The organism is Mobilicoccus caccae, from assembly GCF_030161635.1.
Lineage (GTDB): Bacteria > Actinomycetota > Actinomycetes > Actinomycetales > Dermatophilaceae > Mobilicoccus > Mobilicoccus caccae.
On the sequence record NZ_BSUO01000001.1, the window covers coordinates 2,316,515 to 2,343,225 of the forward strand.

At 67.5% G+C, this 26,711-nt stretch carries 30 protein-coding genes, 2 pseudogenes and 1 other annotated feature; of the genes and pseudogenes, 18 read left to right on the forward strand and 14 right to left on the reverse strand.

Annotated features, from left to right (window positions below; all coding sequences use genetic code 11):
• Positions 1-82 precede the first annotated feature (82 nt).
• From QQK49_RS11250 to QQK49_RS11260, 3 genes are all read right to left on the reverse strand, one after another.
• Positions 83-925, reverse strand: coding sequence for a calcineurin-like phosphoesterase C-terminal domain-containing protein (locus tag QQK49_RS11250; RefSeq protein WP_284303997.1), 843 nt, complete (start codon positions 923-925; stop codon positions 83-85).
• Between the two features lie 9 nt (positions 926-934).
• A complete protein-coding gene (locus QQK49_RS11255; protein WP_284303999.1) occupies positions 935-1,765 on the reverse strand; it encodes a metallophosphoesterase N-terminal domain-containing protein in 831 nt (276 codons plus the stop codon).
• 226 nt (positions 1,766-1,991) lie between these two features.
• Positions 1,992-2,498, reverse strand: coding sequence for a metallophosphoesterase family protein (locus tag QQK49_RS11260; RefSeq protein ID WP_284304001.1), 507 nt, complete (start codon positions 2,496-2,498; stop codon positions 1,992-1,994).
• A 406-nt stretch (positions 2,499-2,904) separates the two neighbouring features.
• Between QQK49_RS11260 and QQK49_RS11265 the strand changes: the two genes are divergently transcribed.
• Positions 2,905-4,026, forward strand: coding sequence for a Fic family protein (locus tag QQK49_RS11265; RefSeq protein WP_284304003.1), 1,122 nt, complete (start codon positions 2,905-2,907; stop codon positions 4,024-4,026).
• 30 nt (positions 4,027-4,056) lie between these two features.
• Here QQK49_RS11265 and QQK49_RS11270 read toward each other — a convergent pair whose 3' ends face one another.
• The 8 genes from QQK49_RS11270 to QQK49_RS11305 all read right to left on the reverse strand — a co-directional run bounded on the left by QQK49_RS11270 (position 4,057) and on the right by QQK49_RS11305 (position 8,602).
• On the reverse strand, positions 4,057-4,596 hold the full coding sequence (locus QQK49_RS11270) for a hypothetical protein (RefSeq protein ID WP_284304004.1): 540 nt from the start codon (positions 4,594-4,596) through the stop codon (positions 4,057-4,059).
• A 9-nt stretch (positions 4,597-4,605) separates the two neighbouring features.
• Positions 4,606-4,731 (reverse strand): hypothetical protein, encoded by a 126-nt coding sequence (locus QQK49_RS11275; protein WP_284304005.1) that lies wholly within the window; start codon positions 4,729-4,731, stop codon positions 4,606-4,608.
• Complete coding sequence (locus QQK49_RS11280) at positions 4,728-5,129, reverse strand: PIN domain-containing protein (protein WP_284304006.1); 402 nt, start codon at positions 5,127-5,129, stop codon at positions 4,728-4,730. The genes QQK49_RS11275 and QQK49_RS11280 overlap by 4 nt, the downstream gene beginning before the upstream one ends.
• On the reverse strand, positions 5,126-5,374 hold the full coding sequence (locus tag QQK49_RS11285; RefSeq protein ID WP_284304007.1) for a type II toxin-antitoxin system Phd/YefM family antitoxin: 249 nt from the start codon (positions 5,372-5,374) through the stop codon (positions 5,126-5,128). Before QQK49_RS11285 ends, QQK49_RS11280 begins: the two co-directional genes overlap by 4 nt.
• 74 nt (positions 5,375-5,448) lie before the next feature.
• Positions 5,449-5,604 carry a hypothetical protein gene (locus QQK49_RS11290; protein ID WP_284304008.1) on the reverse strand — a complete coding sequence of 52 codons (156 nt, stop codon included), beginning with the start codon at positions 5,602-5,604 and terminating at the stop codon, positions 5,449-5,451.
• 29 nt (positions 5,605-5,633) lie between these two features.
• Positions 5,634-7,709, reverse strand: a complete 2,076-nt coding sequence (locus QQK49_RS11295; protein ID WP_284304009.1) for a 2OG-Fe(II) oxygenase — start codon at positions 7,707-7,709, stop codon at positions 5,634-5,636.
• Positions 7,710-7,793: 84 nt separating this feature from the next.
• On the reverse strand, positions 7,794-8,360 hold the full coding sequence (locus tag QQK49_RS11300) for a type II toxin-antitoxin system VapC family toxin (RefSeq protein WP_284304010.1): 567 nt from the start codon (positions 8,358-8,360) through the stop codon (positions 7,794-7,796).
• Positions 8,357-8,602 carry a type II toxin-antitoxin system Phd/YefM family antitoxin gene (locus tag QQK49_RS11305; RefSeq protein ID WP_284304011.1) on the reverse strand — a complete coding sequence of 82 codons (246 nt, stop codon included), beginning with the start codon at positions 8,600-8,602 and terminating at the stop codon, positions 8,357-8,359. The genes QQK49_RS11300 and QQK49_RS11305 overlap by 4 nt, the downstream gene beginning before the upstream one ends.
• 520 nt (positions 8,603-9,122) lie before the next feature.
• On the opposite strand from QQK49_RS11305, the gene QQK49_RS11310 reads away from it, so the two are divergent.
• Both QQK49_RS11310 and QQK49_RS11315 read left to right on the forward strand, forming a co-directional pair.
• Positions 9,123-9,344 (forward strand): hypothetical protein, encoded by a 222-nt coding sequence (locus QQK49_RS11310; RefSeq protein ID WP_284304012.1) that lies wholly within the window; start codon positions 9,123-9,125, stop codon positions 9,342-9,344.
• Between the two features lie 75 nt (positions 9,345-9,419).
• The gene (locus QQK49_RS11315) at positions 9,420-10,160 is read left to right on the forward strand and encodes an HNH endonuclease (RefSeq protein WP_284304013.1); all 741 of its coding nucleotides are present in this window, start codon (positions 9,420-9,422) and stop codon (positions 10,158-10,160) included.
• A 55-nt stretch (positions 10,161-10,215) separates the two neighbouring features.
• Here QQK49_RS11315 and QQK49_RS11320 read toward each other — a convergent pair whose 3' ends face one another.
• Complete coding sequence (locus QQK49_RS11320) at positions 10,216-10,863, reverse strand: thermonuclease family protein (protein WP_284304014.1); 648 nt, start codon at positions 10,861-10,863, stop codon at positions 10,216-10,218.
• A gap of 364 nt (positions 10,864-11,227) precedes the next feature.
• On the opposite strand from QQK49_RS11320, the gene QQK49_RS11325 reads away from it, so the two are divergent.
• The 12 genes from QQK49_RS11325 to QQK49_RS11380 all read left to right on the forward strand — a co-directional run bounded on the left by QQK49_RS11325 (position 11,228) and on the right by QQK49_RS11380 (position 22,193).
• A complete protein-coding gene (locus QQK49_RS11325; protein ID WP_284304015.1) occupies positions 11,228-11,431 on the forward strand; it encodes a hypothetical protein in 204 nt (67 codons plus the stop codon).
• Between the two features lie 144 nt (positions 11,432-11,575).
• The gene (locus QQK49_RS11330; RefSeq protein WP_284304016.1) at positions 11,576-12,553 is read left to right on the forward strand and encodes a DEAD/DEAH box helicase family protein; all 978 of its coding nucleotides are present in this window, start codon (positions 11,576-11,578) and stop codon (positions 12,551-12,553) included.
• Between the two features lie 365 nt (positions 12,554-12,918).
• A complete protein-coding gene (locus QQK49_RS11335) occupies positions 12,919-13,623 on the forward strand; it encodes a GTP pyrophosphokinase (RefSeq protein WP_284304017.1) in 705 nt (234 codons plus the stop codon).
• Positions 13,624-14,654: 1,031 nt separating this feature from the next.
• Positions 14,655-14,975, forward strand: a complete 321-nt coding sequence (locus tag QQK49_RS11340; protein ID WP_284304018.1) for a transposase — start codon at positions 14,655-14,657, stop codon at positions 14,973-14,975.
• Positions 14,939-15,070: a sequence feature (AL1L pseudoknot), on the forward strand. It overlaps the preceding gene by 37 nt.
• A gap of 48 nt (positions 15,071-15,118) precedes the next feature.
• Positions 15,119-15,406, forward strand: a complete 288-nt coding sequence (locus QQK49_RS11345) for an IS3 family transposase (protein ID WP_284304019.1) — start codon at positions 15,119-15,121, stop codon at positions 15,404-15,406.
• Positions 15,407-15,700: 294 nt separating this feature from the next.
• Entirely contained in the window at positions 15,701-16,927 is a 1,227-nt protein-coding gene (locus QQK49_RS11350; RefSeq protein WP_284302531.1) for an IS110 family RNA-guided transposase, read from the forward strand.
• Entirely contained in the window at positions 16,920-17,480 is a 561-nt protein-coding gene (locus QQK49_RS11355; protein ID WP_431310584.1) for an IS3 family transposase, read from the forward strand. The genes QQK49_RS11350 and QQK49_RS11355 overlap by 8 nt, the downstream gene beginning before the upstream one ends.
• A gap of 17 nt (positions 17,481-17,497) precedes the next feature.
• Positions 17,498-17,800, forward strand: coding sequence for an MGMT family protein (locus tag QQK49_RS11360; protein ID WP_284305891.1), 303 nt, complete (start codon positions 17,498-17,500; stop codon positions 17,798-17,800).
• Between the two features lie 156 nt (positions 17,801-17,956).
• Positions 17,957-20,884 (forward strand): AAA domain-containing protein, encoded by a 2,928-nt coding sequence (locus tag QQK49_RS11365; RefSeq protein WP_284304020.1) that lies wholly within the window; start codon positions 17,957-17,959, stop codon positions 20,882-20,884.
• 85 nt (positions 20,885-20,969) lie between these two features.
• The gene (locus QQK49_RS11370; RefSeq protein ID WP_284304021.1) at positions 20,970-21,248 is read left to right on the forward strand and encodes a type II toxin-antitoxin system RelE/ParE family toxin; all 279 of its coding nucleotides are present in this window, start codon (positions 20,970-20,972) and stop codon (positions 21,246-21,248) included.
• Positions 21,249-21,254: 6 nt separating this feature from the next.
• Complete coding sequence (locus QQK49_RS11375) at positions 21,255-21,551, forward strand: HigA family addiction module antitoxin (protein WP_284304022.1); 297 nt, start codon at positions 21,255-21,257, stop codon at positions 21,549-21,551.
• Positions 21,552-21,776: 225 nt separating this feature from the next.
• On the forward strand, positions 21,777-22,193 hold the full coding sequence (locus QQK49_RS11380; RefSeq protein WP_284304023.1) for a DUF2695 domain-containing protein: 417 nt from the start codon (positions 21,777-21,779) through the stop codon (positions 22,191-22,193).
• A 119-nt stretch (positions 22,194-22,312) separates the two neighbouring features.
• Here QQK49_RS11380 and QQK49_RS11385 read toward each other — a convergent pair whose 3' ends face one another.
• Both QQK49_RS11385 and QQK49_RS22825 read right to left on the reverse strand, forming a co-directional pair.
• On the reverse strand, positions 22,313-22,453 hold the full coding sequence (locus QQK49_RS11385; RefSeq protein ID WP_284304024.1) for a PH domain-containing protein: 141 nt from the start codon (positions 22,451-22,453) through the stop codon (positions 22,313-22,315).
• Between the two features lie 91 nt (positions 22,454-22,544).
• A pseudogene (locus QQK49_RS22825) lies at positions 22,545-22,742 on the reverse strand (hypothetical protein); the annotation flags it as partial.
• Positions 22,743-22,789: 47 nt separating this feature from the next.
• On the opposite strand from QQK49_RS22825, the gene QQK49_RS11395 reads away from it, so the two are divergent.
• From QQK49_RS11395 to QQK49_RS11405, 3 genes and pseudogenes are all read left to right on the forward strand, one after another.
• Complete coding sequence (locus QQK49_RS11395; protein ID WP_284304025.1) at positions 22,790-24,625, forward strand: DUF6398 domain-containing protein; 1,836 nt, start codon at positions 22,790-22,792, stop codon at positions 24,623-24,625.
• Between the two features lie 331 nt (positions 24,626-24,956).
• A pseudogene (locus QQK49_RS11400) lies at positions 24,957-26,302 on the forward strand (TRAP transporter large permease subunit).
• 9 nt (positions 26,303-26,311) lie between these two features.
• Positions 26,312-26,551, forward strand: coding sequence for a hypothetical protein (locus QQK49_RS11405; protein WP_284304027.1), 240 nt, complete (start codon positions 26,312-26,314; stop codon positions 26,549-26,551).
• Positions 26,552-26,711 lie beyond the last annotated feature (160 nt).

Sequence of the window (26,711 nt, forward strand, 5' to 3'; positions counted from 1 at the left end):
TCGGCGCGGTGGCGAGCCGAATCGTCCCTGTACCGACGCGGACGAGCGTGCTGACTCGTCCGCGTCGGCGAGGCGACGTGGCTCAGTTCGGGTGCGTGACCGTGAACGTGCTGGTCCGTTGTGCCACTTGACCGTGCTGGTCGGTGCTGCGCACGGTCACCGTGTGCCGGCCGGGGCGCAGGTTCGCCGGCAGCGGTGCTGTCCAGATATGCGAGGACGCCTCGGGGGCCGCGGGCGCGTCGGGTGTGCCCTTGAGTCGACCGTGGAGCGCGACGACGTAGGGGTCGTTCACCGGCGCGGAGTGCGACATCCGGGTGAATCGACGACCGTCCACGCTCATCTGCACCTTGTGCTTGGACCCGCCGTCGAACACGTTGGTCTCGACGTGAACTCCGGAGCCCGACCGCAGGTCCTTGGGCGTGACCGAGACGGGCGTGGCGAAATCACCCGATCCGCTACGCCCCTCCGGAACGTGGTGCCTACCGGCCGTATCGCGATAGCCGATGCGCATGAGGAAGTCGGCCGGCAGGCTGGCCGGCTTGTACTGGGTGCGGTAGCGGTCGCCTTGGACGGACAGACGGTAGTAGCCGTTCGGGGTGCCGTCGGCCATGTCGGCAGCACGCACGCCGCGCTCGTCCTTCGGGCCCTTGGTCCAACCTCCTCCGCGTACCTCGGCGAGCACCTGGTGGTGGAAGGGCTTCGCACCCGTCCAGCCTTCCTCCTTGCCTAGGAACATCTGCCAACTGTTGCTCGTGTCGTGCCCGGCTACGGAGAACATGTGCTCCCGCCCGCCCAGCGCTGCGAGGAGCTTGTCGAGATTGGCGGTGTTGACGCCCGGCGACGACGTGGCGTCCGTCTTGAGCGGGATGTGCGTCGCGAGGATGACGAGCTTGTCCGCCGGTACGTGCGCGAGGTCCCTCTTCACCCACCCGACCTACGCGTCGCTCACGTATCCGTCGTAGCCCTTGCCCGGGCCGAGGTGGCGGATGTTGTCCAGGGCGATGACGTGAGTGCGACCGTACTCGAACGAGTAATCGGTGGGGCCGTAGACGTTCTTGAACGTGTCGGTCGCGTTCGCATCGGTCGGTGCGTCGTAGTCCATGTCATGGTTGCCAGGCAGGTTCCACCACGGGATGCCGATCTTCGCGAGGGCCGCGTTGTGCGGGGCGAAGAGATCCAGCGGGTCGTTGACCACGTCGCCGACGGTGAGCCCGAAGCTGGCGGAGGTGCCGCGCAACTCCTCGACGACATCCTTCTCCATGTCGGCGATCTCGGCGAGGGACTTGGTCTGCGGGTCGGCGAAGAGGATCGCGTTGAAAGCAGCCGGCTCCTGGACGCGATGCAGCGGAAAGTCGACAGATGCCGGGAGCGCGCCCGTCGGCTTGACCCCGCCGTACTTGAGGGCAACAGGGCTGCCCGTGGGGTAGTGGCGGTAGTAGAACTGGGGAAGCTGCGCGTCGTCGACGGGCACCATCCACCCGGACGGCTTGGTCACGAACACGATCGTCTGGTCGCTGACGGGCAGCGCGTAGGCACCAGAGGCGTCCGTACGCACCACGTCGCGACCGTTCGACACGCTCACCCCCGGCAGTCCCGGCTCGTTCGCGTCGCGCTTTCCGTCGCGATCGACGTCGTTGAACACGACTCCACGGGCGGTCTGCGCGGTGGTGTCGTCGGGGGCGGTCGGAACGGCGGCGGCGGTGCCGGCGAGGGCGACACCGGGCACGATGGTGCCGATCAGGGCGAGGGCAGGCAGGGATCGCATGGGGGCTCCTGGAGTGCGAATGGCCTTGGTGGGCAGGAGACTAGGAGCAGAAGCCGAGCCTGCAGGTGAACGATGGGGATTGCTGACGCGTCGATCCGGGGACAACCGTGGGCGCCCGCCGCACGAGCGGGCGCCGGGGCCGCGGGCCAGTGCTCACGAGCGTTCACGCCGGGGACGAACGAGAGATCAGCGCATCCGCTCCCTCTCGGACTGCCCCGGCCTTCGCTCACCGGGGTGGGGGTAGCGGTTCGATCCGGCGGTCCACGATGTCACCGTCGGTGAGGGTGAGCAGGCCGTAGGTCCCCCTGAGCTGGCGGCGCTTGTCGGTGGGTGAACCGGGGTTGAACAAGGCGACCGCGCCGTCCGGTTCGTCGAGCGGGATGTGGGAATGGCCGTAGACGACGAGGTCGGCGCCGGGAAAACGGCGTCGCAAGCGGCGGTCCCTTCCCACGCGGGAGCCTCCGTCGTGGATCATCGCGACGCGCACACCCTCCAGGTCGACCTCGAGGGTCTCGGGCACTCCCCCACCCCAGCCGGCCACCTGCGGCCCATCGTTGTTGCCGAGCACCACTCGCACCGGCGCATACTCGGCGAGAGTGTCGAGGACGTCGGGCATGCAGACGTCACCGGCGTGCAGCACGAGGTCCGCCGTGCGCAGCGGCTCGATCAAGGCTATGGGCAGCGCCTTCCAGTGCCGAGGGGCGTGGGTGTCGGACAGAACGAGAACGTGCATCACCCCATCGTGCCGCGCCCCCGGACAGACGGCACCGCTGTCGTACGGTCACGCGGCCCGTACTGCATGACCCCTCGGTCCTGCGTCCGCCGTAGTAGGGGCCGAGCGGGATCTGTTGTCGCGCAGCGGCATTCCCCAGGAGTGGTCACCGCGCCGGCGGCTGCTCAGAGCGCGAGGACCGAGTCCGCGAAGAGGTCGGCGGGCATCGCACGCGTCCGTGGACGCCGCCATGCCCCTAGAACAAGGCCGTCCCACGCGAGGCCCACTGATTCTCCTTAGCCTCACTTAAGGTAGCAAGTGAGGCTATCATCGGAACATGGTTTCACTTGGTTCGACGTGGCCCTCCATGACCTTCGAGTCGGTGATGTGGGATGTCCACCCCGATTCGGGCCGGTCGCGTGCTGACGTGCGACGACTGGGAACCCCCTACCGGGCTGCCGTCACGCCCGACATCGCGGATCTCGAGGTGCGGGTGTCCTCGCAGGTGGCGGCGGAAGCAGAGGAGGCGGCGATGGAGCTACGTGCCTTCGACGCCGAGATGGGCGCGGCCGTTGCCCCCTTCGCTCTCGTGCTGCTGAGGTCGGAGTCCGCGGCCAGCTCTCAGATCGAGAATCTCAGTGCCTCGGCCCGAGCGATCGCTGAGGCGGAGATCAACGGGTCGGGCAGTGAACACGCCGAACTCATCGTCGCGAACGTCCGCGCGATGACGGCGGCGCTCAGTCTCGCCGAACGCCTCGATGAGGACGCCGTACTCGCGATGCACGCGGCTCTCATGTCCGCATCCGACGCCGACATCGCCGGCCGGTGGCGCACGGACCAGGTGTGGATCGGTGGCCGGGCTTTCTTCGGGCCGGGGTCGCCTCACGACGCGACGTTCGTCCCTCCCGTCGCGGAGCGAGTCCCCGCGGCGATGGCCGATCTGATGAGGTTCGCGCGGCGGATCGACCTGCCCGTCGTGCCACAGGTCGCGATCCTGCACGCCCAGTTCGAGACCATCCACCCGTTCGTCGACGGCAACGGCCGCACCGGGCGCGCGCTCATGCATGCAGCCCTGCGCGGGACCGGTGTGACCAGGCACATCTCGGTGCCCATCAGCACCGGACTCCTCACCGACACCCCCGGGTACTTCCGAGCCCTCACCGACTACCGCGACGGCGACATCGACGCGATCGTCTCCTGCGTCGCCCGGGCGGCGCTCATCGGCGTGGTGAACGGGCGCGGGCTGGTCGCGGAGTTACGTGAGGTGAGGGTGCGCTGGGAGGACTCCCTGAGCGGACTGAGGTCGGACTCCGCGGCCCGACGTCTCGCCGACGGACTGCTGCGTCACCCCGTCATCGATGCCCGTCTCGCACGGGAGATCCTGGGCATCCGCCGCAACGAACACCGACACATCGACGCTCTGGTCGAGCGGAGCATCCTCGTCGGCCACACCGACCACAAGACCCGCAACCGCACCTGGCGCGCCCCCGAGGTCCTCGGCGCCCTGGACCGGTACGCCGCCCGATCAGGACGGCGGTCACTGCCCTGACACCGCCTTGCACGCTCGATGTCGCATCGATCAGTGGGTCACCTCCACGTCCACCGAGGCGCGCACGAGTGTGGTGATGCGCGCGACCCGTCCCGCGTGGTCGAGATCGCCCTCGTTGTCACCCATCTCGAACGGTGGGCAGGCTGTCAGGAGCCGATCGACGCGCCGCTTCTCCCCTGGGCTGAGCGACCCTTCGGTGATGAGGACGTCGCGCAGGGCCGTCGCCACGTCGCGCCGCGCAGGCGAATCGGAGTCGATGACGGCGGCGGGTCCGTCGATCCACCGGTCTTCGCCCTCGACGCACCGGTCCAAGCCGTTGACGATCTGAAGGAAGAGGACCATTTCGGCGGCGACGACGGCCGGGACGTGCTCCTCGTGGTCGTCCCAGGGGATGAGGGCGGCTTTGTCGATGTAGCGAGCGGCCTTGCCGTCATCCCCAGCGATGAGAGCACGCCGTGCCTTGACGAGCAGGTTCTCCGCCGACCGGTAGCCGACCGAGAAGCCGCCCTCCACGCCGGGACGGACCCATCGGGCGCCGAAGGCGTTGTGGACGTTGGGTAGCGAGGTCACAGCCCGACGCTACTCGGGGCGATCGGTGCGCGCTCCGCAGCCGGGGCAGTACCGCTCAGCCTTGGGTGGGCGCAGGTAGACCGATGCAGGTGGGCTCGCAAGGAGGCGGGGCAGGTCGATGATGCCGCGTGTCACGAGTCCTCGACGGGGTCGAAGGTGGGGTACCCGAGGGATCTGGCGACAGCGCGCATGTCCGCGTCGTGACTGACGATCGTGGCATCGAGTCCGGCGGCGGTCACCGACCCCAGGTGGATCGCATCCAGTGTCTTCACGTGCGGCTCGATGGCCTCCGATGCGGCCAGCACTCCCTCGGTCACAGGCACCAAGGACACCACGTCGAGGATCTCGTCGCGCCGAGTGACGGGCAGACCTTCGCGGCGCAGGACCCGGGTCAGCTCGGTTCGCAGGATGCGTGGTGAGGCGACAGTGTGCCGGTCGTCGGCGATCGTCCGGTCGATCCAGGAGGCGGCCGAGGGTGAGTGGCCCAGGAGTGCCCGCGTGGCCACGGAGGAGTCGAGGTAGTAGACGGTCACCGGTCGCGCTCGTCGGCCAGCAGATCGTCGATGGATGCGGCGGTGCGCAACTCGTGCCGGGGCAATTCTGCGAGGCGTGAGCCGGTGCGACGTTTGGGTGGCAGCAGGTCGATGTCGTAGGCGCGCGGCACGATGCGGGCGATCTCCTGGTTGTGGCGGGTGACCAGGTAGGTCTCGCCGGCCTCCACGTCAGCGAGCATCGCCGTCGGGTTCTGCCGCAACTGGCCCACCGTGATGGTCTTCATCCATCCAGCGTAGCCAGCTGTCAACGAATGTCTACGTCAGACTTCGCCGGGAGATCGCAGACTCCTCCTACGAATCAGACCTCTTGGATGCGGCGCAGGTCACGGACTGCCTCGACGCGAGTGCGGTCCTCGCGCTCGAACACCTCGGAGGTCTTGGTCAGGACAAGCACGAACGGCCGGCCTTGCCGACGTGTCGTGTGCGTGATCGGCAGCTCGGCGGATTCGATCATGTGATGGATGTGCTGTCTGCCGTCCTTCTTCAGCGGCCACTCCAGCCCGCGCGACTCGCGGTCGGTGAGGAAGTCGGCGAGCTTCTCGCACAGGTCGCAGGCGCAGCCGGCCGGAGCCGTGATCGACCAGTCATCCGGTTCGCGGGCGGGGGTATCGGCTCGGGCCTTGAGGATGGCCGTCGCGAGCGGGGTAAGGTCGCGCAGCCCCGAACGCTGCTTGCAGTCCTCCTCCCACGACGTGGCTGCGTCCAGTGCGGCCACGAGGAGGTCAGCGATCGTCGTCGACTCCACCCCCTGCACCACGCGGTGACGTCCGCGCGCACCGTGTCGTCATCGACCTCGCCCACCCCACCGAGGACCGCGGCGAGGAGTTCGCCCAACTCGGCGAGCCGCTTCCGAACGGTGGACGTCGGCGCCACCCCCACGCACGCCTCCATCCGGGTGCGCAGCCATGACCAGGCCCGTTCGAGCACGAGATGCGCGAGGTCCGGCCGCGGGGCGAGCTCGCTGCACAACTCGGGCAGGTTCTCGACCCAGTCCTCGCGCAACGTGTGGTGGCCCCAGCGCCCGGCGGGTGTGGACCAGCTCCCGACACGAGCCGTCGTCCAGGCCAGCCCACGGACCTCGGACGCGCCGATGAGGTTGACGGCCGCCTCGGGCCGGAGGTCGTCGAGGAGGAAGGGGTCGAGGAGGGCATCGACGATCGTTTCGTCGTCGAGGAAGCGGGCGAGCGCCAGGGTGAGGTCGAACAAGGCGGCGACCTCACCGCCGTCCGCGTCGCGAGTACGTCGCGCGCGGTGGAGGGACCGGTTCGGGCGGGAGGTGCGGACGATGTCCGCCCATGTCGAGAGAAGCCCGCGCAGGTCGCGGGCCACAGCGGCGTCGTCCTGGTCGGCGAGGCGGATCAGCAGGTGCCGCAGCTCCCGGACCGGGGCGGTCTGGGCACGGTTGGCGAAAGCGAGGTGCGTCGGCCAGATGAGCAGGGCGCCGCGGTGGTACCACCGGTCGACGGTGTTGCCGTAGTTGCCCATGTACCCCTCGTGCTCGCTGGCGTAGGCGCGCAACGACCGCGACGGGGTGGTGGCGGCGATGTCGTCGCCGAGCCCGAGACCTGCCTCGACGACGTCGCCATCGGGCGTCAGCCAGTGGGTGATCGTGGCGTCGGAGTCGATGAGGTACTCGTCGGCGCTGAAGGCGTCGCGCACCTCGTGCACGTCGGCGAGCGCGAGCGTCACCTCGCATCCTGCCCGCGTCGCGGCAGCGGTGAGCACGGCGCCGCGTTCGGCGTCCACCCCCTTGAGGCGGCCTAGTCCCTGCGCAAGTGCGCGTGGGGTGTAGCTGTGGTCGAGCAGGTAGGCGAGCCGGATCGGCGTGGTCGGCGCTCCCCCGTGTGGCGGGGTCTCGGGCGTCTCGAAGTGGGCCCTGAGCAGGGTTGCCGCGTCGGCGACGGCGTCGCGTTCGACCTCCCGCACCGAGGTGTCGCCGCGCAGGAGGAGGTTGTAGGTGAGGGCGACCCGGTGGCCGGTGCGGACCGGCCGCACCTCGTGCAGAACGTCGGCGTAGAAGGCGATCAGCGTCGCGTCCGTCCGCGATCCACCGTACTCGCGCGCGCCTCCCTGGCCGTGGACGACCAGCTCACCCCCGGAGAACGGACACGGCAGCACGACGACGAGCGAGGCCACCATCGCGTCGTCCTTCTCCGAGTCCTGGTGCAGCGCGAAGAACTGGCCGCGTTCGTAGACCAGCAGCGAATGGAACTCCGCCTCCAACCGGCAGGACGTGGGAAGCCCGAGCGCGCTGCGGGCCTCCTCCAGGACGTCGTCGAGTCGGCCGTGCCAGTCCACGTCGACGTGGGCGTTCGGAAAGTGCCACGTGTGACGGACGTCGGTGTCCAGCAGCGTCTCCTCGCCCTTGCCGAACGGCGCAGGCTCTCCGTGGGCAAGGAGCTTCTTCGCATGGGCCGCCGTCAGGGGGAGCTGCAGCTTGCCGTACCCGGCGACTGTCACCGTGGGGTCTTGGGGCAGAGTCGACAGTTGCGCGCTCGAACGCGCGGAGGCCTCCCCGCCCAGGAGGCGGGCCAGTTCGTCGAGGTGGGTGCGTGTCATGGCGAGGCCTCCCGGGGTCGCTTCTCGTGGACGTGGCAGGTCGCGTTCTCGTGCTGCAGTCTCGCGCAGTCCGTAGGTCGCGGGTCACCCGCGCAGGCGACTTGACCAAGCCCCTGATGGAACGAGAAGGCAGGACTCGATGACGACGCCGGGCGAGTCCCCCGACCGCCGGATGCGCGCTGGTCTCCGGTCGGCGGCAGGGTGACCCGCGGCGTCCTCCAGCATCGGTGGGATGGCTACCCCCCAAGGATTGACGAGGGGGATGCCGAACGTCTCGAAGTCGGCGATGTTGCGGGTGACGACGGCCAGGCCATGCGCCTGAGCCGTTGCGGCGATGAAGGCGTCTCGGTCTGACGCCGGGTCAGGCACATGGAAGCGCGCCGCGCGCACAGCCACGTCGGCGTCCAGAGGCAGGACGCTGCCGTCGAACGTCGCCTGCACCCCTTCGAGCCAGCGCCGCAGCCGAACCCCTTGAGTCGGGTCCCGCCTCTCGATGCGTTGCACTCCGATTTCGAGTTCGAACAGCGTGACAGCACTGATCGCTTCAGTGGCCGGATGAGTCTTCGCCCACGCGACGAAGCGTGGGTGGGCCTTCGGCGACGCGACCTTGCGCAGTTCGCTCAGGACGTTGGTGTCGAGGAGATACCTCATCCGAGGTCCGGGACACGGGCGTCGAACCGAGCGCGGGGGGCCTCGAACTCGACCTCGTCCGCATCCGGCATCGCCAACGCGTCGTAGAGGCTGCCTCGCCCACGGAGGCGGTCATACATCTCGACGGACATGAGGACGTGCGACGGCCGCCCACGGTCGGTGATGAAGACGACCTCCGACTCAGCGGCTCGCTTCGCCGCGCTGGTGTTCTGGTTGAACTCACGAGACGACACGCTCGTCATGACACACCTCCCGGTTGTAGCTACGTGACTACATCGTACCTGGGCGTGACGGTGCGACGGATACACGTTCCAGACTGGTGAACGTAGATGCGTCTTGAGACGCCTCTCCCTCGAAGTCACTGCAGCGAAGTGCACGGCCCGCGCGACGCACACGAACATTGATCAGACCGCCGTTCAGACCAGACAGCGCTCCAGACTGTCGTCCACAGGCCCACAGTAGGGGCCGGCGCCGAAAGGTCGGCGCTGCAACAATCGCGGCGTGAACACCGCGCCGACCGAACTGTGGCTCCCCGCCGTCGGCGACGCTTTGCCCGAGTGCCTTCTGGGGGATCCCGTCCTCACTCTCCCCGTCGGAGACAGCTTCTTCCGGCTTGTCACGAGTTCCGTGTGGACTCCTCTGACCTGGGGTGATTCTGTTCGCGCGCGCCCACACCCCGATGGTGGGTACAGCATCCGCGCGTTGGCCGCAGCCGGGCCCCATACCCGCGCCGTGGTCACCTACGGCCCAAGAGTTGCGTCAATGACGGCCCGCGCGATCGCGCACACCTGGCATGACCTGGGTGCGGTAGCGGTCGAGGCGGCACCTGGTCTCTTCGTCACCGCATGGCGTACTGGGCTCGACGAGTCGGGGGTGCGGGACCTCATCGACGCGAGTGCTGGTGACGTCGATTGGGACGTGCTGGAGATCTGGGAACCGCAGGAACGAACTCCAGCCGCCATCGACTCCCACCTCCCGAGATAGCCAGTGCCACAGTCCGCTTGACGACGTACACAGGTCGTGGCTCAAGCCAACCGCCACGCCAGCGATGGTCCTACGATGAGCGGCGTGGCCCAGCACCGCGCACCAGCATGGACGGCAGACGAGATCATCGTCGCTGCCGGCGTGCTCCATCGGCATGGCTGGACTGATCTCCGCGAGAGTCACCCTGAGGTGCACGAGCTGAGCCGGCTGTTGAGGGCGCTGCCGGAGAACCGCGCCCTGGCCGACGAGGATGAGAAGTTTCGGAGCCCGGGTAGCGTGCGCCGCAAGTTGGAGGACATCCGCACAGCTCATCCGGCGTACAAGGGGTCGCGGACGCGCGGGGGCGAGTGGACCCGACGGGTCGCCGAGGCCTTCGCGACCTCGCCCGACGACATGGTGGCAATCGCTGCAACGACGCGCCGTCTGTGGGAAGGGTCGGTCGCAACTGGTGATTCACCCAGCGCGTCGGATGTCGACCTGCCCGCCGAAGCCCATGAGGGCCGCGTCATCCTGACCCATCACCTCCGTCGTGAGCGCGATCCGAGGTTGCGCGCCCGCAAGATCGAGGCCGTGCTGCGCAGCCACGGAGCCCTGACGTGTGAGGTGTGCGAGTTCGACTTCGGGGCGACCTACGGAGATGTCGGCGACGGCTACATCGAGGTGCACCACGTCGTGCCGCTGCACGCGACCGGCGAGACGGTGACACGCCTGACCGATCTCGCCCTGATGTGCTCGAACTGTCACCGGATGATCCACCGGCGAATGCCGTGGCTGACACCCGAGGAGCTGCGGGCCAGGGTCCGACGCGTGAGCTGACGCCCACACTGTCTGGTCTGCAGCGGGCGGACGTGTGAGGCATCCAGGCGTCCGTTCACCCCCTCGCCGCACGCCAGCCAGCAGCACGTGCCTCGGACTCGCTGCAGAACCACTTCTCGCCCTTGCTCTCCGTGATCTTCGTCTTGTCGTAGGACCGGCCGCCGGGCACGTGATAGATCCGCTCGCCCTCGTCGTTGATGTTGCCCTTGATGGAGCAGCTGCCCGCTGCAGGTGCCGGGGCCTTCTCCGTCACACGCGGCGCGGGTTTCGGCGTGGAGCCTCCCTGCTTCCGTCCGCCGTCGTTGCCGCCGACCTGGCCATCGGCGCAACCGCTCCCCCACATCCCCTTGCTCGTCGAACGCGCGGTGACCTCGGCGGCGCGGTGCTGATCCTGGTAGCGATAGTCAGCGGCGTACGTGTACTCACGCCCGAACCCGCCGGCGATGAGCACTTCGGCGGCCGACCTGCCGTCGGCGAGGAAGACGTGGCGCAGCAGACGGTCGTACCGGTCACGATCGTCCTGGGTGGGGTCGGCCTCCAGCCGGACCGAGCGGCTCTGCGCCAGTGACTGCATCTTGCTCGATGCCTGCCGGGCGTAGCATTCGTCGCCACTCAGCTCAGGCGTGTCGATGCCGATGACGCGCACCCGCTCGGTACGACCGTCGATACGCACCCTGATCGTGTCGCCGTCCACGATGCTCACGACTGGGACCAGTCCGGAAGCGGCGCTCACTCCGTCATCCGATCTCTCCGCCGGAGCGGAAGAGGTAGCGGCTTGTGTGGCGGCGACCTCGTCGGCCGGTGTCTCGACGGGCGTCGACGCCACAGAGGTCAGGGGCGAGGTCGGAGTCGAGGGCGGTGTGATCGCGGAGGTCGGGGACGCCGTCGTCGACGAGGGCGTCCCGGCGACCTCGTCGGAATTCCCGGCGCCACCCATCCGCGGCCAGACGAGCGCAGCGAACACCAGGCTGCCGACGATGGCGACGACGGCCCATCGACGTCGACCGGCATGCTCCCCGTTCGCATTCCGAGTAGATCGGAGCGTGAGCACACCCCACACGACGCCGATGATCGGCAGCACCAGCGGAGCCAAGGTCAGTAGCAGCAGGCCAACCAGCACCGCGACGACTTTCTTCATCCCGCGCGACCTGCCTTCCTCTCAGCCCCGCCCAGCCGGTGTCGGCAGCCAGGGCCAGCAGAAGTCACCGCGCCCGGCGCAGGACAAGATCCTCAGCGACCCGAACGGAATTCTCGGTTGGCTCTACCCATGACATCGAGCACGATGCCGCCGTCGTTACCTCCTGACCGCGAACGGGCTGCGCCGTGCACGGCGATGGCGTACACCAACCTTTGGACTTCGCCAATTCTCGCGGCGGCCAGACGAACCGGCGCGTCCTGCATGTCACTACGTCTCCATGCAGGGGGCCCCGGGGAGTTCGACGCTGGAGAGCGTCGCACCTGGTTCTCTCGTGCTCGTGCGCGACGAGGAGTGGCTCGTCACACACGTCGGCCCAACCCGCGATGGCACTCTCATCACCTGCCAGGGGCTCTCCGAGCTCGTCGCAGGCTCGACGGTGCAGTTCTTCGAGGGCCTCGACACGATCACCCCGTTCGACCCGCGCCAGACCAGGGTCGTCGCCGACTCCTCCCGCAATCACCAGAAGGCGCGCCTGTGGCTGGAGGCCACCCTTCGCAAGACGGCGCTGCCGATCGACGACGACACCCTCGCCGTCACGGGCTCGATGCTCGCCGACGCCCTCGACTACCAGCGTGCCGCGATCAAGCAGGCCCTCGACCCCGACACGCTGCGCCCCCGCATCCTGCTCGCCGACGCGGTGCGCCTCGGTAAGGCGCCTGACATCGGCATGATCCTGGCCGAACTCGTCCGACGGGGAAGAGGCGAGCGGGTCCTCGTGGTCACCCCGCCTCACGTGCTCAAGCAAATACAGCACGAGTTGTGGTGCCGGTTCGCGCTGCCGTTCGTGCGGCTCGACTCGGTGGGTATCAGCGCGTCCGCCGCCGCCTGCCCGCGACGCGCAACCCGTTCGGCCTCTACAAGCGCGCCAGCATCTCGATCGACACCCTCAAGAACGACCGTTACCTCGCCCGCCTCCACAAACATCGGTGGGACGCGGTCGTCATCGACGAGTCGCACTACATCACCAATTCGCGCACCCAGAACAGTCGCCTCGCAAGCGTGCTCGCCCCACAGACCGGCGGCTGAGGGCAGCGAATCCGCCGGTGAGACCGGTCTGTACGCCTCCCGCGTCAACTACCTGCGGGAGGCCGCGGACATCCCGATGCTACCGCGGTACGACGAGCGTCCGATCGGGCCGGAGTGGACGCCTGGCACGCCTCTGCGCCGCGCGGTCGATCGGCCCACGAGCAGGTAGAGATCGACACGGTGGTGGCGATCATGTTGGGTGTGACGGTAGAGGACCTCTGCACGATATATAGAACCCAGTTTGTAGTTCTGTACGGATACGACCACCGTGAGTGCACGTACACGCAAACGGCCGGCTGGTCCCAAACTCGGTTCTGTCGGTCTGGCGACAACAAATGGGCGAACCCCAAAACCCCTCGCAAATGTCGGCAGCCAGCAGGACAACTGTCCACTTTGGGAGCGGCATCGGCTACCCTACGACGACCCCTTCACCACCCTCGACCGCAGAGCCGACTTCCGCCAGGTGGTACAGCTGATGACGGGCCACCCCCTCAACCCTACAAACGCAAGTAGCGCCGACGATGGAGACTTGACGTGACCGCCGATCTTTCGCAAGACGACTACTGCAACTGGGACTGGCTGCCCCAGGCCGCCCGGGAGGCGGAGGCCGTATTATCGAGGCTTCTCGCCGAGCCGTCGATCAAGGCGCATGTCATCACAGCCCGCGCCAAGACCATCGAGTCGTTCCTGAAGAAGTGTGCGCACAAGGAATACCCCAACCCAATGGCCGAGGTCACAGACACAGTCGCAGCACGAATTATCACCTACTCCGTGACTGATCGAGACAGAGTGGCGGAACTGGTCCGGGTCCGATTCCATGTGAAAGAGAACGAGGATCGAAACCCAGGTGATGAGCGCCCTGTGAAAAAGCGAGGATATGATTGCATCCACCTAGTGGTTACTGGCGAAAGAGTGGGCTCTGGTGACTCAGGGTGGCTCATTAGGCAAGGTTACTTGGCAAACTATTTCAAGAAGTTCGGCGGTTTGGAGATCCAGGTTCGAACAGTCGCAGCGCACGCCTGGGCTGAGTTCGAGCATGCGCGACGATACAAGGGCGAAGCCTATCACGCAGTCACTTTGCACGACCAGGCAACAGTAGATCAGCTCTTCGGTGCAGCCGCTGACGCACGGAAGGCCCTTGATGAGATTTTCGAATCCATCGATCGCGTCCTGGCAAACCCTCCCAATCGCCTGCCGCGGCTACTCATGGTACTTCAATCGCACAGGTCGACGATCTGAAGCTGCCCGACAACGAACAAGGAAGCGTCGAAATCTCTCTGGAAAGTCTCGAAGCTTTCCTGGCAGATCGGTTCCCTGAGGACGAGGAGCCGACAGAGGCGGATCTTGCGTTCGCCTGCGATTTAGTTAGGGCTTGCGGGATCCCTACCGTAGAGGACCTTGCGCGACACCTCGCGGGCGCCGACAGCGACCAGATCCGCGTCTTGATGGCCACCGATGTGCCCGTCACTACTGTGCGTCGACTGGACGACGAGTTGCTGGCAGTTGGCGGTGAAGAATATATCCGGAAGACGGGCGAGATCGGACGCGCGAACTCTCGGACGCGGCAGCTTGAATGGAGATACGACCGGGTTCGGGGAAAGTCGAGTACTTTCGAACTTCGAGGCGGGGACGTACCTGAGGACATTCAGAGTGCGAGACTTCCCGCAGCCAGAGCCGTGCGAGAAACCGCCCGGATCATTGCGAATATGGCAGGAGTGGATCGGGTAGAGATTAATGATCGAGTTTCGAAAGGCCCACTCCCAGTAGGGGCGCGAGCGAGAGAGGTTCCACTGGAAGATGGCGGACGCCTGTGGGTATCGACCAACTTGAACCGGGGCGCTTCGAGAGAATTGATTGCGCAGCTCTTGGCGCGGGCGGAGGGGGCTGTTAATGTCCAAGTCTTCGATACGGGGCAGGAGATCAAGGCGCGACAGCAGAATCGGGGTGTCAGATAGCGGGGTATTGATTGTCGCGTCTTTGAGTCGCCCGTATGGGAAAAGTCGGCGCGCTCCAGACTTGCGCGCCGACCTCATGTGATTGGCCGTGCCTCTTCTCTGTCCGAGTTGGGTCACTGATCCTAGTTTCTGAGGGTCGTGGGCCCTAGACCTGCGATGATGTGTCGGCTTAATGCACGGTTAAGGCACTAATCGGGATTCTAAGATCGGGATGGTGTGCGTTCGGCGGGCGCGAACGGCCTACGACGCTGCGGCCGCGGTAGTGGATCGCCCCGGGAAGTGTGGAGGGCTTGATCTCCCCAGGAGGATGGAGTTATGCCTGCACCAAGGAAGTACCCCGAGGAGCTGCGTGAGCGGGCGATCCGGCTGGTCCGGGATCGCATCGCAGACGAGCCGGGCCTGCCGGTCTCGCGAGCGTGCCGGCTGGTCGGTGAGCAGCTGGGGATCAATGGCGACTCGTTGCGGAATTGGGTCAAGCGCGAACGCGTCGATGCCGGGGAGGTCCCGGGCGTGCCCAGTATGGAAGCAGCTCGGATCGCCGAGTTGGAGAAAGAGAATCGTGAACTGCGCCGGGCGAACACGATTCTGCGTCAAGCGAGTGCGTATTTCGCGCAGGCGGAGCTCGACCGCCGCTGACCGATATCGATGGTTTCATCGATACGCACCGCGATGAACATGGGGTCGAGCCGATCTGTCGCGAACTCACCGAGTCCGGCGTGCAGATCGCCCCGAGCGGATACTACGCGCGTAAGTCCCGTCCAGTATCGTCGCGTTCAGTGATGGATGCCCAGATCGATGAACGTTTGCAAGTTCTCCATGCGGACAATCTTGGCGTGTATGGGGTAAGAAAGCTGTGGAAAGCGTACAACCGGGCCTGGCCCCAGGAGCCGGTCGCGCGGTGTACCGTCGAGCGACGGATGCGGGCCCTGGGCCTGGCCGGAGTCCCCAACTCCCGCACCACCAGGACCACCAGGTCAGATCCGGCACGGGCCACCCCGGGTGACCGGCTGGAGCGGGACTTCACCGCGCCGGTCCCGGATCGGCGGTGGGTCGCCGACATCACCTAATGGTGGAGCCACCCGGGGTGGCGGCTCCTGGCAGGGGCCACTGAGATTTCACTGACCCGTAGGGTCGATGCTGGTGGTGAGCTGCTGGCGGGTGTCCACTCACCTGTGCTTCACCAAGGCTCGGCCGTGCCGAGGTTTCTCAACGTAGACGGTGGCCCTGCCAGTTGCCCGGGACCAGATCATCGGCTTGTGAGATGCCGCGCCATTGAGCGCTTCCATTAGGTCGCCGTGCTCGTCCCGATGCTCATCACCGGTCCGACCGTCGGACCGCGTGGAAGGGACGAGGAGAAGTGGATGGCACCTGTCACCGTCGGCATCGACTGGGCTGAGGGGCATCACGACGTCGCTGTCATGGACGAGGCCGGCGCCGTCGTCGGCAAGACCCGGATCGACACCGGCGTCGCCGGTTTCACCGAGCTGCTCGCGTTGATCGCCGAGCACGGCGGTACGCCCGAGCAGACCCCGGTCGGCATCGAGACCGACAAGAACCTGCTCGTTGTCGCGCTCGTTGCTGCCGGGTTCACCGTGTACCCGCTGAACCCGCGCGCCGTGGCCCGCTACCGGGAGAGACACTCCCAGTCCGGGCGAAAGTCCGACGCCCGCGACGCCGCGCTGCTCGCCGACGTGTTGCGCACCGACCGTCACCTGCACCGCCCGATGCCCGCGATCAGCGAGCAAGGGCTGGCGCTGAAGGCGTTGGCGCGCCAGCACCAGGAAGCGATCTGGGCATGGCACGACGTCCTCAACCGGCTGCGATCGCTGCTGATGGAGTACTACCCCCAAGCACTCCTGGCCTTCCCGAACCTCAAGCACAAGGCCGCGATCGAGGTCCTGGGCCTTGCCCCCACCCCGAGCAGCGCCAGGACGCTGACCCGCCGACGCCTCGTCGCGGCGCTGCATCGCTGCGGCCGACGCAACGACCCACCCCTGGTCGACCAGCTCCTCACGGCACTACACGCAGACGGCCTCGCCCAGCCACCCGCCGTCGAAGCTGCCCTCGGCACAGCAGCCGCCCAGCTGATCGCTGTGGCCAAGACGATGAGCGCCGGTGTCGACGAGCTCGAAGCCGCCCTGACAGCAGCGTTCGCCGAACACCCCCAGGCCGCGATCGTGGCCAGCGCACCAGGACTGGGGCCAGTCCTGGCCGCGCGCGTCTTGGCCGAGATCGGCGACGACCCCACCCGATTCCCCACCGCTGCTGCGCTGCGCTGCTACGCGGGCACCGCACCCGTGACCAGGTCCTCCGGCCGCTCCCACTACGTCAAGGCGCGCAAGGTCCGGAACAAGCGACTGGGCGACGCCTGCCACTGGTGGGCCTTCGCCACCCTGACCCGCTCGCCAGCAGCCCGAGCCCACTACGACGCCCGCCGCGCCGCCGGCGACCATCACAACGCCGCTCTGCGCAACCTCGCGAACAAGCTCCTCGGCAAGCTCTGGTGGTGCCTGACCCACGGGCAGGAATGGGACGACGCGACCGCCTGGCCAGCGCACCCACGAGCCGCTCTGCCCGCGGCTGCCTGAGCCTGATGTTGACACCTCACTCGCGTGGGATGTCTACGTCTCGACCTGGGCCGGGTTCGTTTATGTCGCCTTCGTCATGGACCTGTTCTCCAGGCGAATAGTCGGCTGGCGGGTATCCACATCGTTGCGTACCGATCTGGCCCTGGACGCACTCGAGCACGGCCTCTGGAATCGGTCACGCGAACATTCAGACCTATCCCAACTCATTCACCACTCCGACAAAGGATGTCAATACGTCTCGATTCGCTACACCGAGCGCCTTGCCGAGGCAGGCATCGAGGCCTCGGTCGGCTCCGTCGGCGATTCCTACGACAATGCTGCCGCCGAAGCGCTCAACAAGCTGTACAAGAAGGAACTGATCTGGCGTCGTGGACCGTGGAGCGGCCTGGACGCCGTCGAGCTCGCCACCCTCGAATGGGTCGACTGGTACAACAACACCCGCCTGCACTCATACTGCGGCGACATCCCGCCCGTCGAGTTCGAGAGCATCTACTACGCTGAACTGACCACCGCGCCGACAACCACCGGCCCGGCACAACCCGCTCTCCACTGAACCCGGGGCGATCCACTATCCCCGCCGGCCGATGGACCACCTACGGCGACTTGGCTGCTCTGATCGGATCGGCTCCCCAACCGATCGGCAATTACCTCGCCACCACCGCCGTGCCCGGTGCGCACCGGGTGCTGCGCACCGGTGGCTGGATCTCCGGGAGTTTCCACTGGGTCGAGGAGGGGCGGAGCGACGATCCGCGCCAGGTGCTCGAAAGTGAAGGGGTCGCCTTCACCGAGAACGGGAGTGCCGTGGAGAGGTCCCACATGACGACCGAGGACCTCGCCCAAGCCCTCAGCGAGGACGGCGTGGACGGCGAGTAGAGAGCGCCTCATCGTGGGCATGTCGCTGGTGGACTCCGGTCCGCGGGAAGCCCGTGCCGATCCAGGGCAAAGCCGCCTGCCGCCCGGGAGCCCTCGCTGTCCTCGTGTCCGGCACGATGGCGTCATCGAAAACACTTCAGCATCAGGGAGTTCGACGTGGACGCAGAACACCACCTCATCCGTCTCCCTGACCCGAAGACCGGGCGGATCAGGGACAGGACCGAGGACCTCCGTGAGTACCGGTGGACGGGCGACACGCTACGGGTGACCTTCCACCGCAGCAGCAAGACCTACACCTACAGTCGCGCGAACGTCGATGTGCGAACCGGTGATCCAGAGGCTGTGCCCGCCGAAGAGCGCCTCGCTGTCCGCGGTCAGATCTGCCCCGGCGCCACGTCGATGACGCGGTTCGGAGAACACACCCGTGTGACGTGGCGCAACGACCGGGGCGCCCTCAAGCACGATCTGCTCCCCTCCCACGACGTGCAGCTCCTGAAGACGGCGGCTGCTCCCGGGGAGGCGTCAGCGATCCTCGACTACTGGCGTGCCCTCGGGCGTTCGCTACCCGCCGGCGACCCCACTCGACGCGCGGTGAGTGCCCTCTCCTTCGTCCACCCAGAGAGCGCTCTTGCCACCTACCTCCACGGTGTCTCTCTCGACCGACTCGCAGAACCGACCCCCGCCCTCTACCCGTTCAGCTCCAACATCAGCCAGCGGGACGCCGTCGACATGGCTCTCGCACACCAGATCTCCGTGATCGAGGGGCCGCCGGGTACCGGTAAGACCCAGACCATCCTCAACATCGTCGCCAGTGCGGTCGCGGCCGGCGACATGAGTGTGGCGGTGGTGTCATCAACCAACGCGGCCGTCGACAACGTGCGCGAGAAGCTCGACGCCCTCGGTGTCGGCTACATTGCAGCCGCCCTCGGAAACCGGGACAACCAGCACGCCTTCGTGGCCGGCCAGGCGGCCCGCATCGCGGCCGTGGAGGCAGCGATGTCGCAAGCCGCTCCGGATGACCCTGCCACCGAGCAAGCGATGGAACGCCTCACCGCGCGTCTCAGGCGAGCCCAGCAGGACGACCGCGACCGGGCCCGCCTCGAATCCGAGCTGGCGGCCTACCGCGTGGAGCATCGCCACTTTCTCCGCCATGTCGAGGGGCGCGAGCTCCCGGCGCTGGACACCCTGCCGCTGTTACGCAAGGCGTCAGCGAAGATCCTCGACTACCTCGCCGAGACCAGTGTCGACGCGACGACGCCGGGTCTGCTGACCCGGGTGCGTCGCTACCTCCGCTACGGCAGAACCGGCACGATCGACACCGACGACATCGATGTCGTCCTCCGCCTCCAGGAGACGTACTACCGCCGTCGCATCGAGGAACTGGATGCCGGGCTGCGCACCGTCCGCGCTCGACTCGAGCGCGCGGATCTTCCGAGCCTCGTCGCCGAGCACACCGGTGCCTCCACCACGTGGCTGCAGCACGCACTCCGAGACCGCTACAGCCGTGGCAGTCACACGACCTACGCGGACAGGGCCTGGCGAGCCGCCCCCGGCTTCCTCGTCGACTACCCGGTCGTGCTCAGCACGTGTCACTCCTTGGCCTCGAATCTGCCCTCCGATCACCTCGTGGACCTGCTCATCATCGACGAGGCCTCCCAGGTCAACCTGCTGATCGCCGCTGTCGCGATGGCGTGCGCCAAGCGCGTGGTCATCGTCGGCGACACCCGACAGCTCCCCCACATCGCCGGCCGTGTCCCCGATGGCGTCGAACCGCCGCACCCGGCGTACGACCACCAACGACACAGCCTGCTCTCTTCACTCCACGCTCTCTACGGCGAGGAATTGCCCAGCACGCGGTTGATCGAGCACTACCGCTGCGCCCCCGAGATCATCGGATTCTGCAACCGTTCCTTCTACGACGGCGAACTCATCAGCTTCACCCGCTCGGAGCCGGGCACGACGTCGATGCACGTGTGGACCACCGCGGACGGCAACCACATGCGCGCCCTCAGCGGTGGACGAGGAATCTCGAACGAACGCGAGATCGACGTCATCCGCCGGGAGGTGATCCCCGACATGGGGCTCGTCGGCCGACAGGTGGGGTACATCACCCCCTATCGTCTCCAGGCCGACAAGATGGCGAGCACGGTTGCGGGAGATGCGGCGACCACCTCCGATGTCGAGGCCGACCTTGTCGAGGTCTCCGTCCAGCCCTCGGTCTCCGGCCCCCGAGCGCAGTCGGACACCGTGCACAGATTCCAGGGACGTGAGTGTGACGTGGTCGTCATGTCCAGTGTCGTCGACGATTCGTGGCGGGGTCGCTACGCATTGCGGTACGCCGACGACGCCCGCCTCATCAACGTGGCGGTGTCCAGGGCCATCTCCACGTTCGTGCTCGTCACCCACCATCGACGCCACCCGAAGAGCCGCAACCTCGCTGACCTGATCGACTACATCGCCTACCACGCCCCAGACGGTGTGCGCGAGAGCACCGTCGTCTCCATCTTCGACCTGCTGTACCGCGACTACTCGCAGCGCCTTGCCCCCTTCGCGGCGCGCGTCCGACGCGAATCGCGGTATCTCTCCGAAGACCTCGCGCGGACCCTGATCGAGGAAGTCCTGCACACTGCGGACGACCACGATCGGTACCGAGGCCTGGCCGTGGCCCCCCAATACCGCCTCGCACACCTGTTCACCGAGACCGCCTCGTTCACCGCCGAACAACAGCGGTTCATCCGCACAGTCGCCTCGGTCGACTTCCTCATCTACCGGTCGGTGGGTCTGCGACCGGTCCTCGCCATCGAGGTGGACGGGTGGGGATTCCATGAGAACAAGCCCGAGCAGCTGACGCGAGACTGCATCAAGGACAGGATCTTCGAGGCCGCCGGACTCCCCGCCCCACTTCGTCTGCGCACGACCGGCAGCGAGGAGGAGGCGCGTATCCGCGCGGCCCTGGACGCGGCACTGGCACACGCGACGCCGGAGTCCCCCGTCCTACCGGAGGCTCGCACAGGCCCATCGCGATCGGCCCGGCCCGGCTTCGCGGGCCCTCTCCACTCATCGCGACGCGCCCACCTGACGTGAAAGCGGCCCAACTCCGGGCAGGGCGCCTCATGTGCCCGCCACACAGAGCCTTGTATCGTGTAACGATACGCGTTACATTCGATTCGTGATCGTCAGCTTCCGGCACAAGGGCTTGGAACGGCTGTACCGGGACGGGTCCAAACGGGGCGTGCAGGCGGCTCACGTGCCCAAGCTGAACCGAATCCTGTCTGCACTGGATGTCGCCCAGACACCAGATGACCTTTCGATTCCCTCGTTTCGCACTCACCCGCTCAAGGGGGACCTAGCAGGTCATTGGTCGATCTGGGTCAACGGGAACTGGCGAGTCACATTCCGCTTCATTGGAGCCGACGTCGAACTCGTCGACTACCAGGACTACCACTGAGAGGAGATGGGCATGGCGATGACGAACCCGGTCCACCCCGGCGAGCTGCTTCGAGAGGACGTGGTGAACGAACTGGGCCTTGGCGTGGGCGAAGCCGCCGCCCGCCTCGGCGTCTCCCGGGTGACGCTCAGCCGCGTCCTCCACGGTCATGCCCGAATCAGCCCGAACCTCGCCGTTCGCCTGGAAGAGGCGGGCGTGGGTACGGCCCGCGCGTGGCTGGCGATGCAGACGGCCCACGATCTGGCGCACGAACTCGCTGCTGGGAGACCCGAGGTCAAGAGGCTCGACTCCGCCGCGGTCTGACGACGCATCTGGGTCGTTGCGGAACTTCTCATCAGCAGCGACATCACGCGCGTCCACGGCGGTTCGGTCGCCCCTGCAGCTCGCGAGCGAGTTCTCATCCCCTCACCCAGGCCGCGATGCAGGCCCTCCGGCCGCGCTGCTCGTAACGTCAGACGGCCTTGTGGACTCAAGGACTGTCGGTGCCCGGTGCTGAGATGACGCCACACCACCGGCGAGAGGAACCTGATGAACGTCCAGACACTGGAGACGGAGCTGCGCGTGATGGCCGAGCACCTGACCTTGCCCAGGGAGGGCGAGTGTCTCGTCTGCTACGTCTACCGGATGCTGGAGTTCGGCTGCACCGGGGCGCGATGGATCACTCGCTTTCGCGACCTGCGCGCCCCGCGAGCGACCGCCCTGCTCGACCGATTGATGAGCAGGGGCGCATGTTGCGATTGCGAGATGCTCTACAACGCCTACGAGCTGCGCGAACGCTTCCGCACTCGTCCCACTCACGCTTTCATCTACGACCCCGCCTACCCCGATGACCCGCCGATGATCGAAGAGGAGGACCCAGGCTTCCCGGACCCCATGCCCGCCTGCCTCACCGTGCGCCGAGGGTCGACCCAACCTTGCGGCCTCTGGCAACGTCGCTACCTGTGACGTGCACCCACGGTGAGTGATCGAATCTGGTTCGCTCTCAGGCGAGCGCCGAACACTGTTGTCCCGGGACCTGAGCAGACGAGGCGAGTCGCATCGACTGGGCCCGAGCGCCGCCAGCGTTACAGCACGTATCCCGCGACCAGCTTGTTCAGCCGTGCCACGTCGGTGCGTCCGGTGAACTCGAAGCGGACCTTGCCGAGCCCCGAGAACCACAAGTCGAGCTCCGCGTCGAGGTCGAAGGTGCCCGCGGTCTCCGTCAAGAAGGCGACGACCTTGGAGAAGGGCAGCGAACGTGAAGTCCTTCTTCTTGCCGGTGAGGCCCTGGACGTTGACGGCGATGATCCGCTTGTCGGTGAAACACGACGTAGTCGCGGATCCCCTTGTACGCGCCGGGGTCTGCTCCCCCACCAGGAGCAGAGGGTCCGCATCCGTTCGATCGCGCGCCGACAGGCGTCCGCGGCCGGGCGTCGGGCGGAGAGGCGACGTCCGCCGGGACCACGCCGACCCATCCCCAGCCCGCTGCGCGACGGCGTCCCGGCCGGCTGCCACCTCAGATAGCGTGGACGCCGCCCAGCCCCAGACATCCGGAGGTCAGCATGGTCCGCAAACGCCGTCGCACCGAACCTCGCCGAGACGCGACCCGGCGGCGGCCCACCGCGCGGCACGACTCTCCTCGGGCCGAGGATCAACCGCTGATCGCCGGGTTCCGTGAAGCGCTGCGCACGCCCGACGGCATCGCGATGCTCGACGTGATGGGTGGGATCGTCGAGGCGACCCGGCAGGACCGGGCAAACGTGCTGCGATCGGAGTCGCCCGTCGACCTGGCCGAACTCGTGCAGACGTTCATCGAGGTCGATATCGCGGAGACGACGGCGGCCCTGCACGTGATCGCCGCGTACATCGAGGACGACGTCCTGCGGGTACGGATCCGGCGCGAGCTGAAGACGCGCCGTCAACCCATGCCGGAGGCGGTCAGCTCCGTTGCCGAGCTCCAGGTCACGCAGGCGTGGCGACTCAGCACCCCGCCCGGTGACACCGATGACATCCTGCTCGCGCTCTCCCCTCGGGTCCCTGGCTGCGTACTGGTCCACATCGATTGCAACGTCGGGATCGTCGCCGACGCGTTCACGCTGTCCTTGGCCCCCCAGGAGGTGCTCGATCGCTTCCGGGAGGCCGCCCCCGGCTCCATCACGGTGCGCGAACTGTCCCCGGCCGACGCCCGCGCCCGCCTCGAAGGACCGATCGACTTGGGAGACATCATGATCCCCCCGGTCGAGACCGAGACCTGGCCCGGGACGCGCCCGTTGCTGCGCATGCTGTGCCGTCGCCTCCCCGAGGGCGGTACGGGTTACCCCATGGACGCGGCAGACACCGACCAGGACGCCATCGTGCGCTCGGTCCTGGCCACTCGCGCCGCAGCGCATCTCGACGACACGCCGGGCTCCGATGACGTCGACATCGTGCAGACGCTGGTGTGGCTCACCGGATTCCTCGGGTTCTTCGAGCCACTGCGCTGGTCCCCTGAACGCGCCGATGCCATCCTCCTCGACCTCGTTCCGCGCAAGGTCATGGCGGACTCCGCGTACCTGCGGCGTGTCCCCGAGGTGCTGACGGCGCTCGTCCGGGCAGCCGCCGAACTCGGCCACACGACGCCGATGGTGGCGGGCACGACCGCCGAGGCGATCCGGGATCTGACGACCGACTACCTCGAGGCCATCGACACGTCGCGCCCCACCCCTGGGGACGAGGCGCGCCGGCTCGCCCTCGCCGCCCTGGGTACGAGACCCCGCGTCGGGGAGATACGACTCGACGCGCTCGAGACGGTGATGGGCGGGCCCGAGGCGCTGGGCGAGCTCGACCTCGACGCCCTCGATGAGCTGGTGGACCGACCGCTGGACCTGGCCGACGCACCGCGGCCGGTGCGTGACGCCGCGACGGCCGTCGACGATCTGGCGCGTGGCGCCATCGACGCGCTCATCGACCCGACGCTGCGCGGCGAGTACCGGGCCGCCGTGCGCACGCTGATCGATCGGCTCGCCGCCGGTGCCCCGGAGACGTTGCGCCGCGGGAAACCCGTCAACACCGCCGCCGCCCTGTGCTGGACCGTCGGACGCGCCAACGACCTCCTCGGCGAAGAGACCCGGATGCATGCCATCCGGCACTCCATGTCCGTGGGCCCGGAGGCGGCCCAACGCCACCCCGCGCCCGAACCCGTCCCGGTCAAGACGCTGTTCGCGCACCTCGGTGTCTCCGGCGCCGTGACCAGCCGCGCCGCGACACTGCTGAGCGCCATCGGGTACGAGCCCACGTGGGTGATGGGCGACTCCTACGCCCTCGGCGATCCCACGCTGCTCACCTCCGAGAAGCGGCGGCGCGTCGCCCTCGAACGCGACCGGTGGGCGCCTGATCCCGGGGAAGACGTCGACGCCTGAGCTCAAGACTTCCGTTCACCCGGATCGAAGAACAACATCGACGACGCCGACCGCGCGGCGCTTCGGGCCGCACATCCCTGACCTGCACAGACGCGATGTCGAGACGGGCGAGGCCGCTGGCGACGTCGTCGGTGTTGTTCTTCGTTCGCCGTGACCCCGCCGGATGCGGCGTCTGTTCGTGAGGGGTTTCGGCCGGACGCGAGTCATGCCAGCAATCGCCCGTTCTTCCACTGCCTACGCGACGGCATCGAAGCCCGCCCGACGCCCGTGATCACCGCTACGGTGTGACGATCTGTCCCCGGGAGTCCCCCCGTCCCGCTTAGGAGAATGAATGGGCATCGTCGCCCTTGCGGTGTTCATCGCCGTCACGGTGGTCTGCAACGTCGCCCTCAAGCGCAACATCGCCGAGGCCCTGCTGGTGGCCCTCGTCGCCACATCCCTCGTCGGCGGTACCAACGCCCCGAGTCTGCTCCTGGATTCGGTGGTCGACGCGGCCAACAACGACGTCACGTTCGCGGGAATGGCCTTCGTCTTCATGGGCGTGATCGTCGCCCAGACCGGCCTCATCGAGCGGCTCATCGAGATCTTCAACTCGATCTTCGGCCGCCTGCGCGGCGGCGCCGCCTACGTCTCGACCGCCGGATCGGCCGCGATCGGTCTGGTGGCCGGCTCCACGGCAGGCAATGCCGCGACGGTGGGTTCGGTGACGATCCCGTGGATGAAGGAGAACGGGTGGTCCTCGACGCGAGCGGCGACGCTCGTGGCGGGCAACTCCGGCCTCGGCGTCTCGCTGCCGCCGAACTCGACGATGTTCATCGTCCTGGGCGCCGCTCCGGTCGCGGCGCTCGACGTCACCGCGGGGCAGGTGTACGTCGCCCTCCTGGTGGCGGGCGCGTACGCCGTGGTCTACCGCATGATCGTCGTGCTGATCTGGACCCGGATGGACGGCATCCACGCCGCCTCCGAACGCCAGCGCCTCCCCCTGCGCGAGTCACTGCGCACCGGCTGGTCCTCGCTGCTGATCTTCATCGGCATCCTCGTCCCGGTGGCGCTGACGTTCGGCCCGATCTACGACTTCCTGTCCCACCCGGACCGCCTGGGTGAGGCCATGGACAGCGTGTCGATCATCGTCCACGTCCCGATCCTCATCTCGGCGATCGCGCTGATCGAGGGGCGGAAGCGGCTCCGCGGACGGTGGGGCTCGCTGCGCAACGCCATGAAGGCCGAGGCGCCGCAGTTCGCCACGGTCGGCATCTCCCTGTTCGCCGCCCTGGCCGCCTCCAACATCATGTCCGAGCTCGGCGTCGGTCCTCAGATCACTGGCGCTATCGACTCCTGGGACCTGTCCAAGCCGCTCGTGATCCTCCTCGTCGGCCTGCTGTGCATCGTGGTGGCCACGCCGCTGTCCTCGACCGCCACCGCGGCGGCGATCGGGGCGCCCGCCGTCGTCGCGATGTCCGCGCTCGGGGTCCCCCGGTGGTGGCCGTGTGCACGGTGCTGCTCTGTACCTCGACCGAGGGCGCTTCCCCGCCGGTCGGCGCGCCCATCTATCTGGCCACCGGTATCGCGAACGTCGAACCCAAGAAGACCTTCGTGCCACTCATCATCTGGTTCGTGCTCCCCATCGTCGGCCTGTCCTGGCTGGTCGGCATGGGCTTCCTGCCGCTCCCCCACTGATCGGAAGGCATGATGAAGAAGCTTCTCGACACCCTGTTCTGGGCCTCTCTGGCCGGGTTCGTGCTGCTCGGTGCTGTGGTGGTCTTCGGCCAGATCGCAGGGACCGTCCTGCACCAGCGCGACTGGGTCACCGCCCTGGACGGCTGGCCCAGCTCCGCCGCCTTCGTCATCTCCACCGTGTGTGCCCTGGCGGCATTCGTCCTGCAGTACCTGCGCTCCGACGATGAGGAGGCGGCCGGCGAGGGATGACGACGCGGGGTGGAGTCCGCGGCCCCACGGGCCCCGTGCTCACGGGCGATCTGCGTGGTTGACCGTGCGGGGGCAGTTGCAGGCGGGAGATGGGCAGACCGGGGAGCCCGTCCCCGATCGGCGACCCGAGATCGAATTCATCGCATCGTCGCCGGGCCTT

Bases quoted from the DNA above. Each gene is read 5' to 3' on its own strand.
- QQK49_RS11285 (WP_284304007.1), bottom strand. From the start codon at position 5,374: ATGAAGACCATCACGGTGGGCCAGTTGCGGCAGAACCCGACGGCGATG.
- QQK49_RS11340 (WP_284304018.1), top strand. From the start codon at position 14,655: ATGCCTGCACCAAGGAAGTACCCCGAGGAGCTGCGTGAGCGGGCGATC.
- QQK49_RS11345 (WP_284304019.1), top strand. From the start codon at position 15,119: ATGGATGCCCAGATCGATGAACGTTTGCAAGTTCTCCATGCGGACAAT.
- QQK49_RS11405 (WP_284304027.1), top strand. From the start codon at position 26,312: ATGATGAAGAAGCTTCTCGACACCCTGTTCTGGGCCTCTCTGGCCGGG.
- QQK49_RS11395 (WP_284304025.1), top strand. From the start codon at position 22,790: ATGGTCCGCAAACGCCGTCGCACCGAACCTCGCCGAGACGCGACCCGG.
- QQK49_RS11315 (WP_284304013.1), top strand. From the start codon at position 9,420: ATGAGCGGCGTGGCCCAGCACCGCGCACCAGCATGGACGGCAGACGAG.
- QQK49_RS11350 (WP_284302531.1), top strand. From the start codon at position 15,701: ATGGCACCTGTCACCGTCGGCATCGACTGGGCTGAGGGGCATCACGAC.
- QQK49_RS11300 (WP_284304010.1), bottom strand. From the start codon at position 8,360: ATGAGGTATCTCCTCGACACCAACGTCCTGAGCGAACTGCGCAAGGTC.
- QQK49_RS11325 (WP_284304015.1), top strand. From the start codon at position 11,228: ATGATCGGCAGCACCAGCGGAGCCAAGGTCAGTAGCAGCAGGCCAACC.
- QQK49_RS11375 (WP_284304022.1), top strand. From the start codon at position 21,255: ATGGGCATGGCGATGACGAACCCGGTCCACCCCGGCGAGCTGCTTCGA.
- QQK49_RS11260 (WP_284304001.1), bottom strand. From the start codon at position 2,498: ATGCACGTTCTCGTTCTGTCCGACACCCACGCCCCTCGGCACTGGAAG.
- QQK49_RS11305 (WP_284304011.1), bottom strand. From the start codon at position 8,602: ATGACGAGCGTGTCGTCTCGTGAGTTCAACCAGAACACCAGCGCGGCG.
- QQK49_RS11380 (WP_284304023.1), top strand. From the start codon at position 21,777: ATGAACGTCCAGACACTGGAGACGGAGCTGCGCGTGATGGCCGAGCAC.
- QQK49_RS11310 (WP_284304012.1), top strand. From the start codon at position 9,123: ATGACGGCCCGCGCGATCGCGCACACCTGGCATGACCTGGGTGCGGTA.
- QQK49_RS11255 (WP_284303999.1), bottom strand. From the start codon at position 1,765: ATGCGATCCCTGCCTGCCCTCGCCCTGATCGGCACCATCGTGCCCGGT.
- QQK49_RS11295 (WP_284304009.1), bottom strand. From the start codon at position 7,709: ATGACACGCACCCACCTCGACGAACTGGCCCGCCTCCTGGGCGGGGAG.
- QQK49_RS11290 (WP_284304008.1), bottom strand. From the start codon at position 5,604: ATGATCGAATCCGCCGAGCTGCCGATCACGCACACGACACGTCGGCAA.
- QQK49_RS11330 (WP_284304016.1), top strand. From the start codon at position 11,576: ATGCAGGGGGCCCCGGGGAGTTCGACGCTGGAGAGCGTCGCACCTGGT.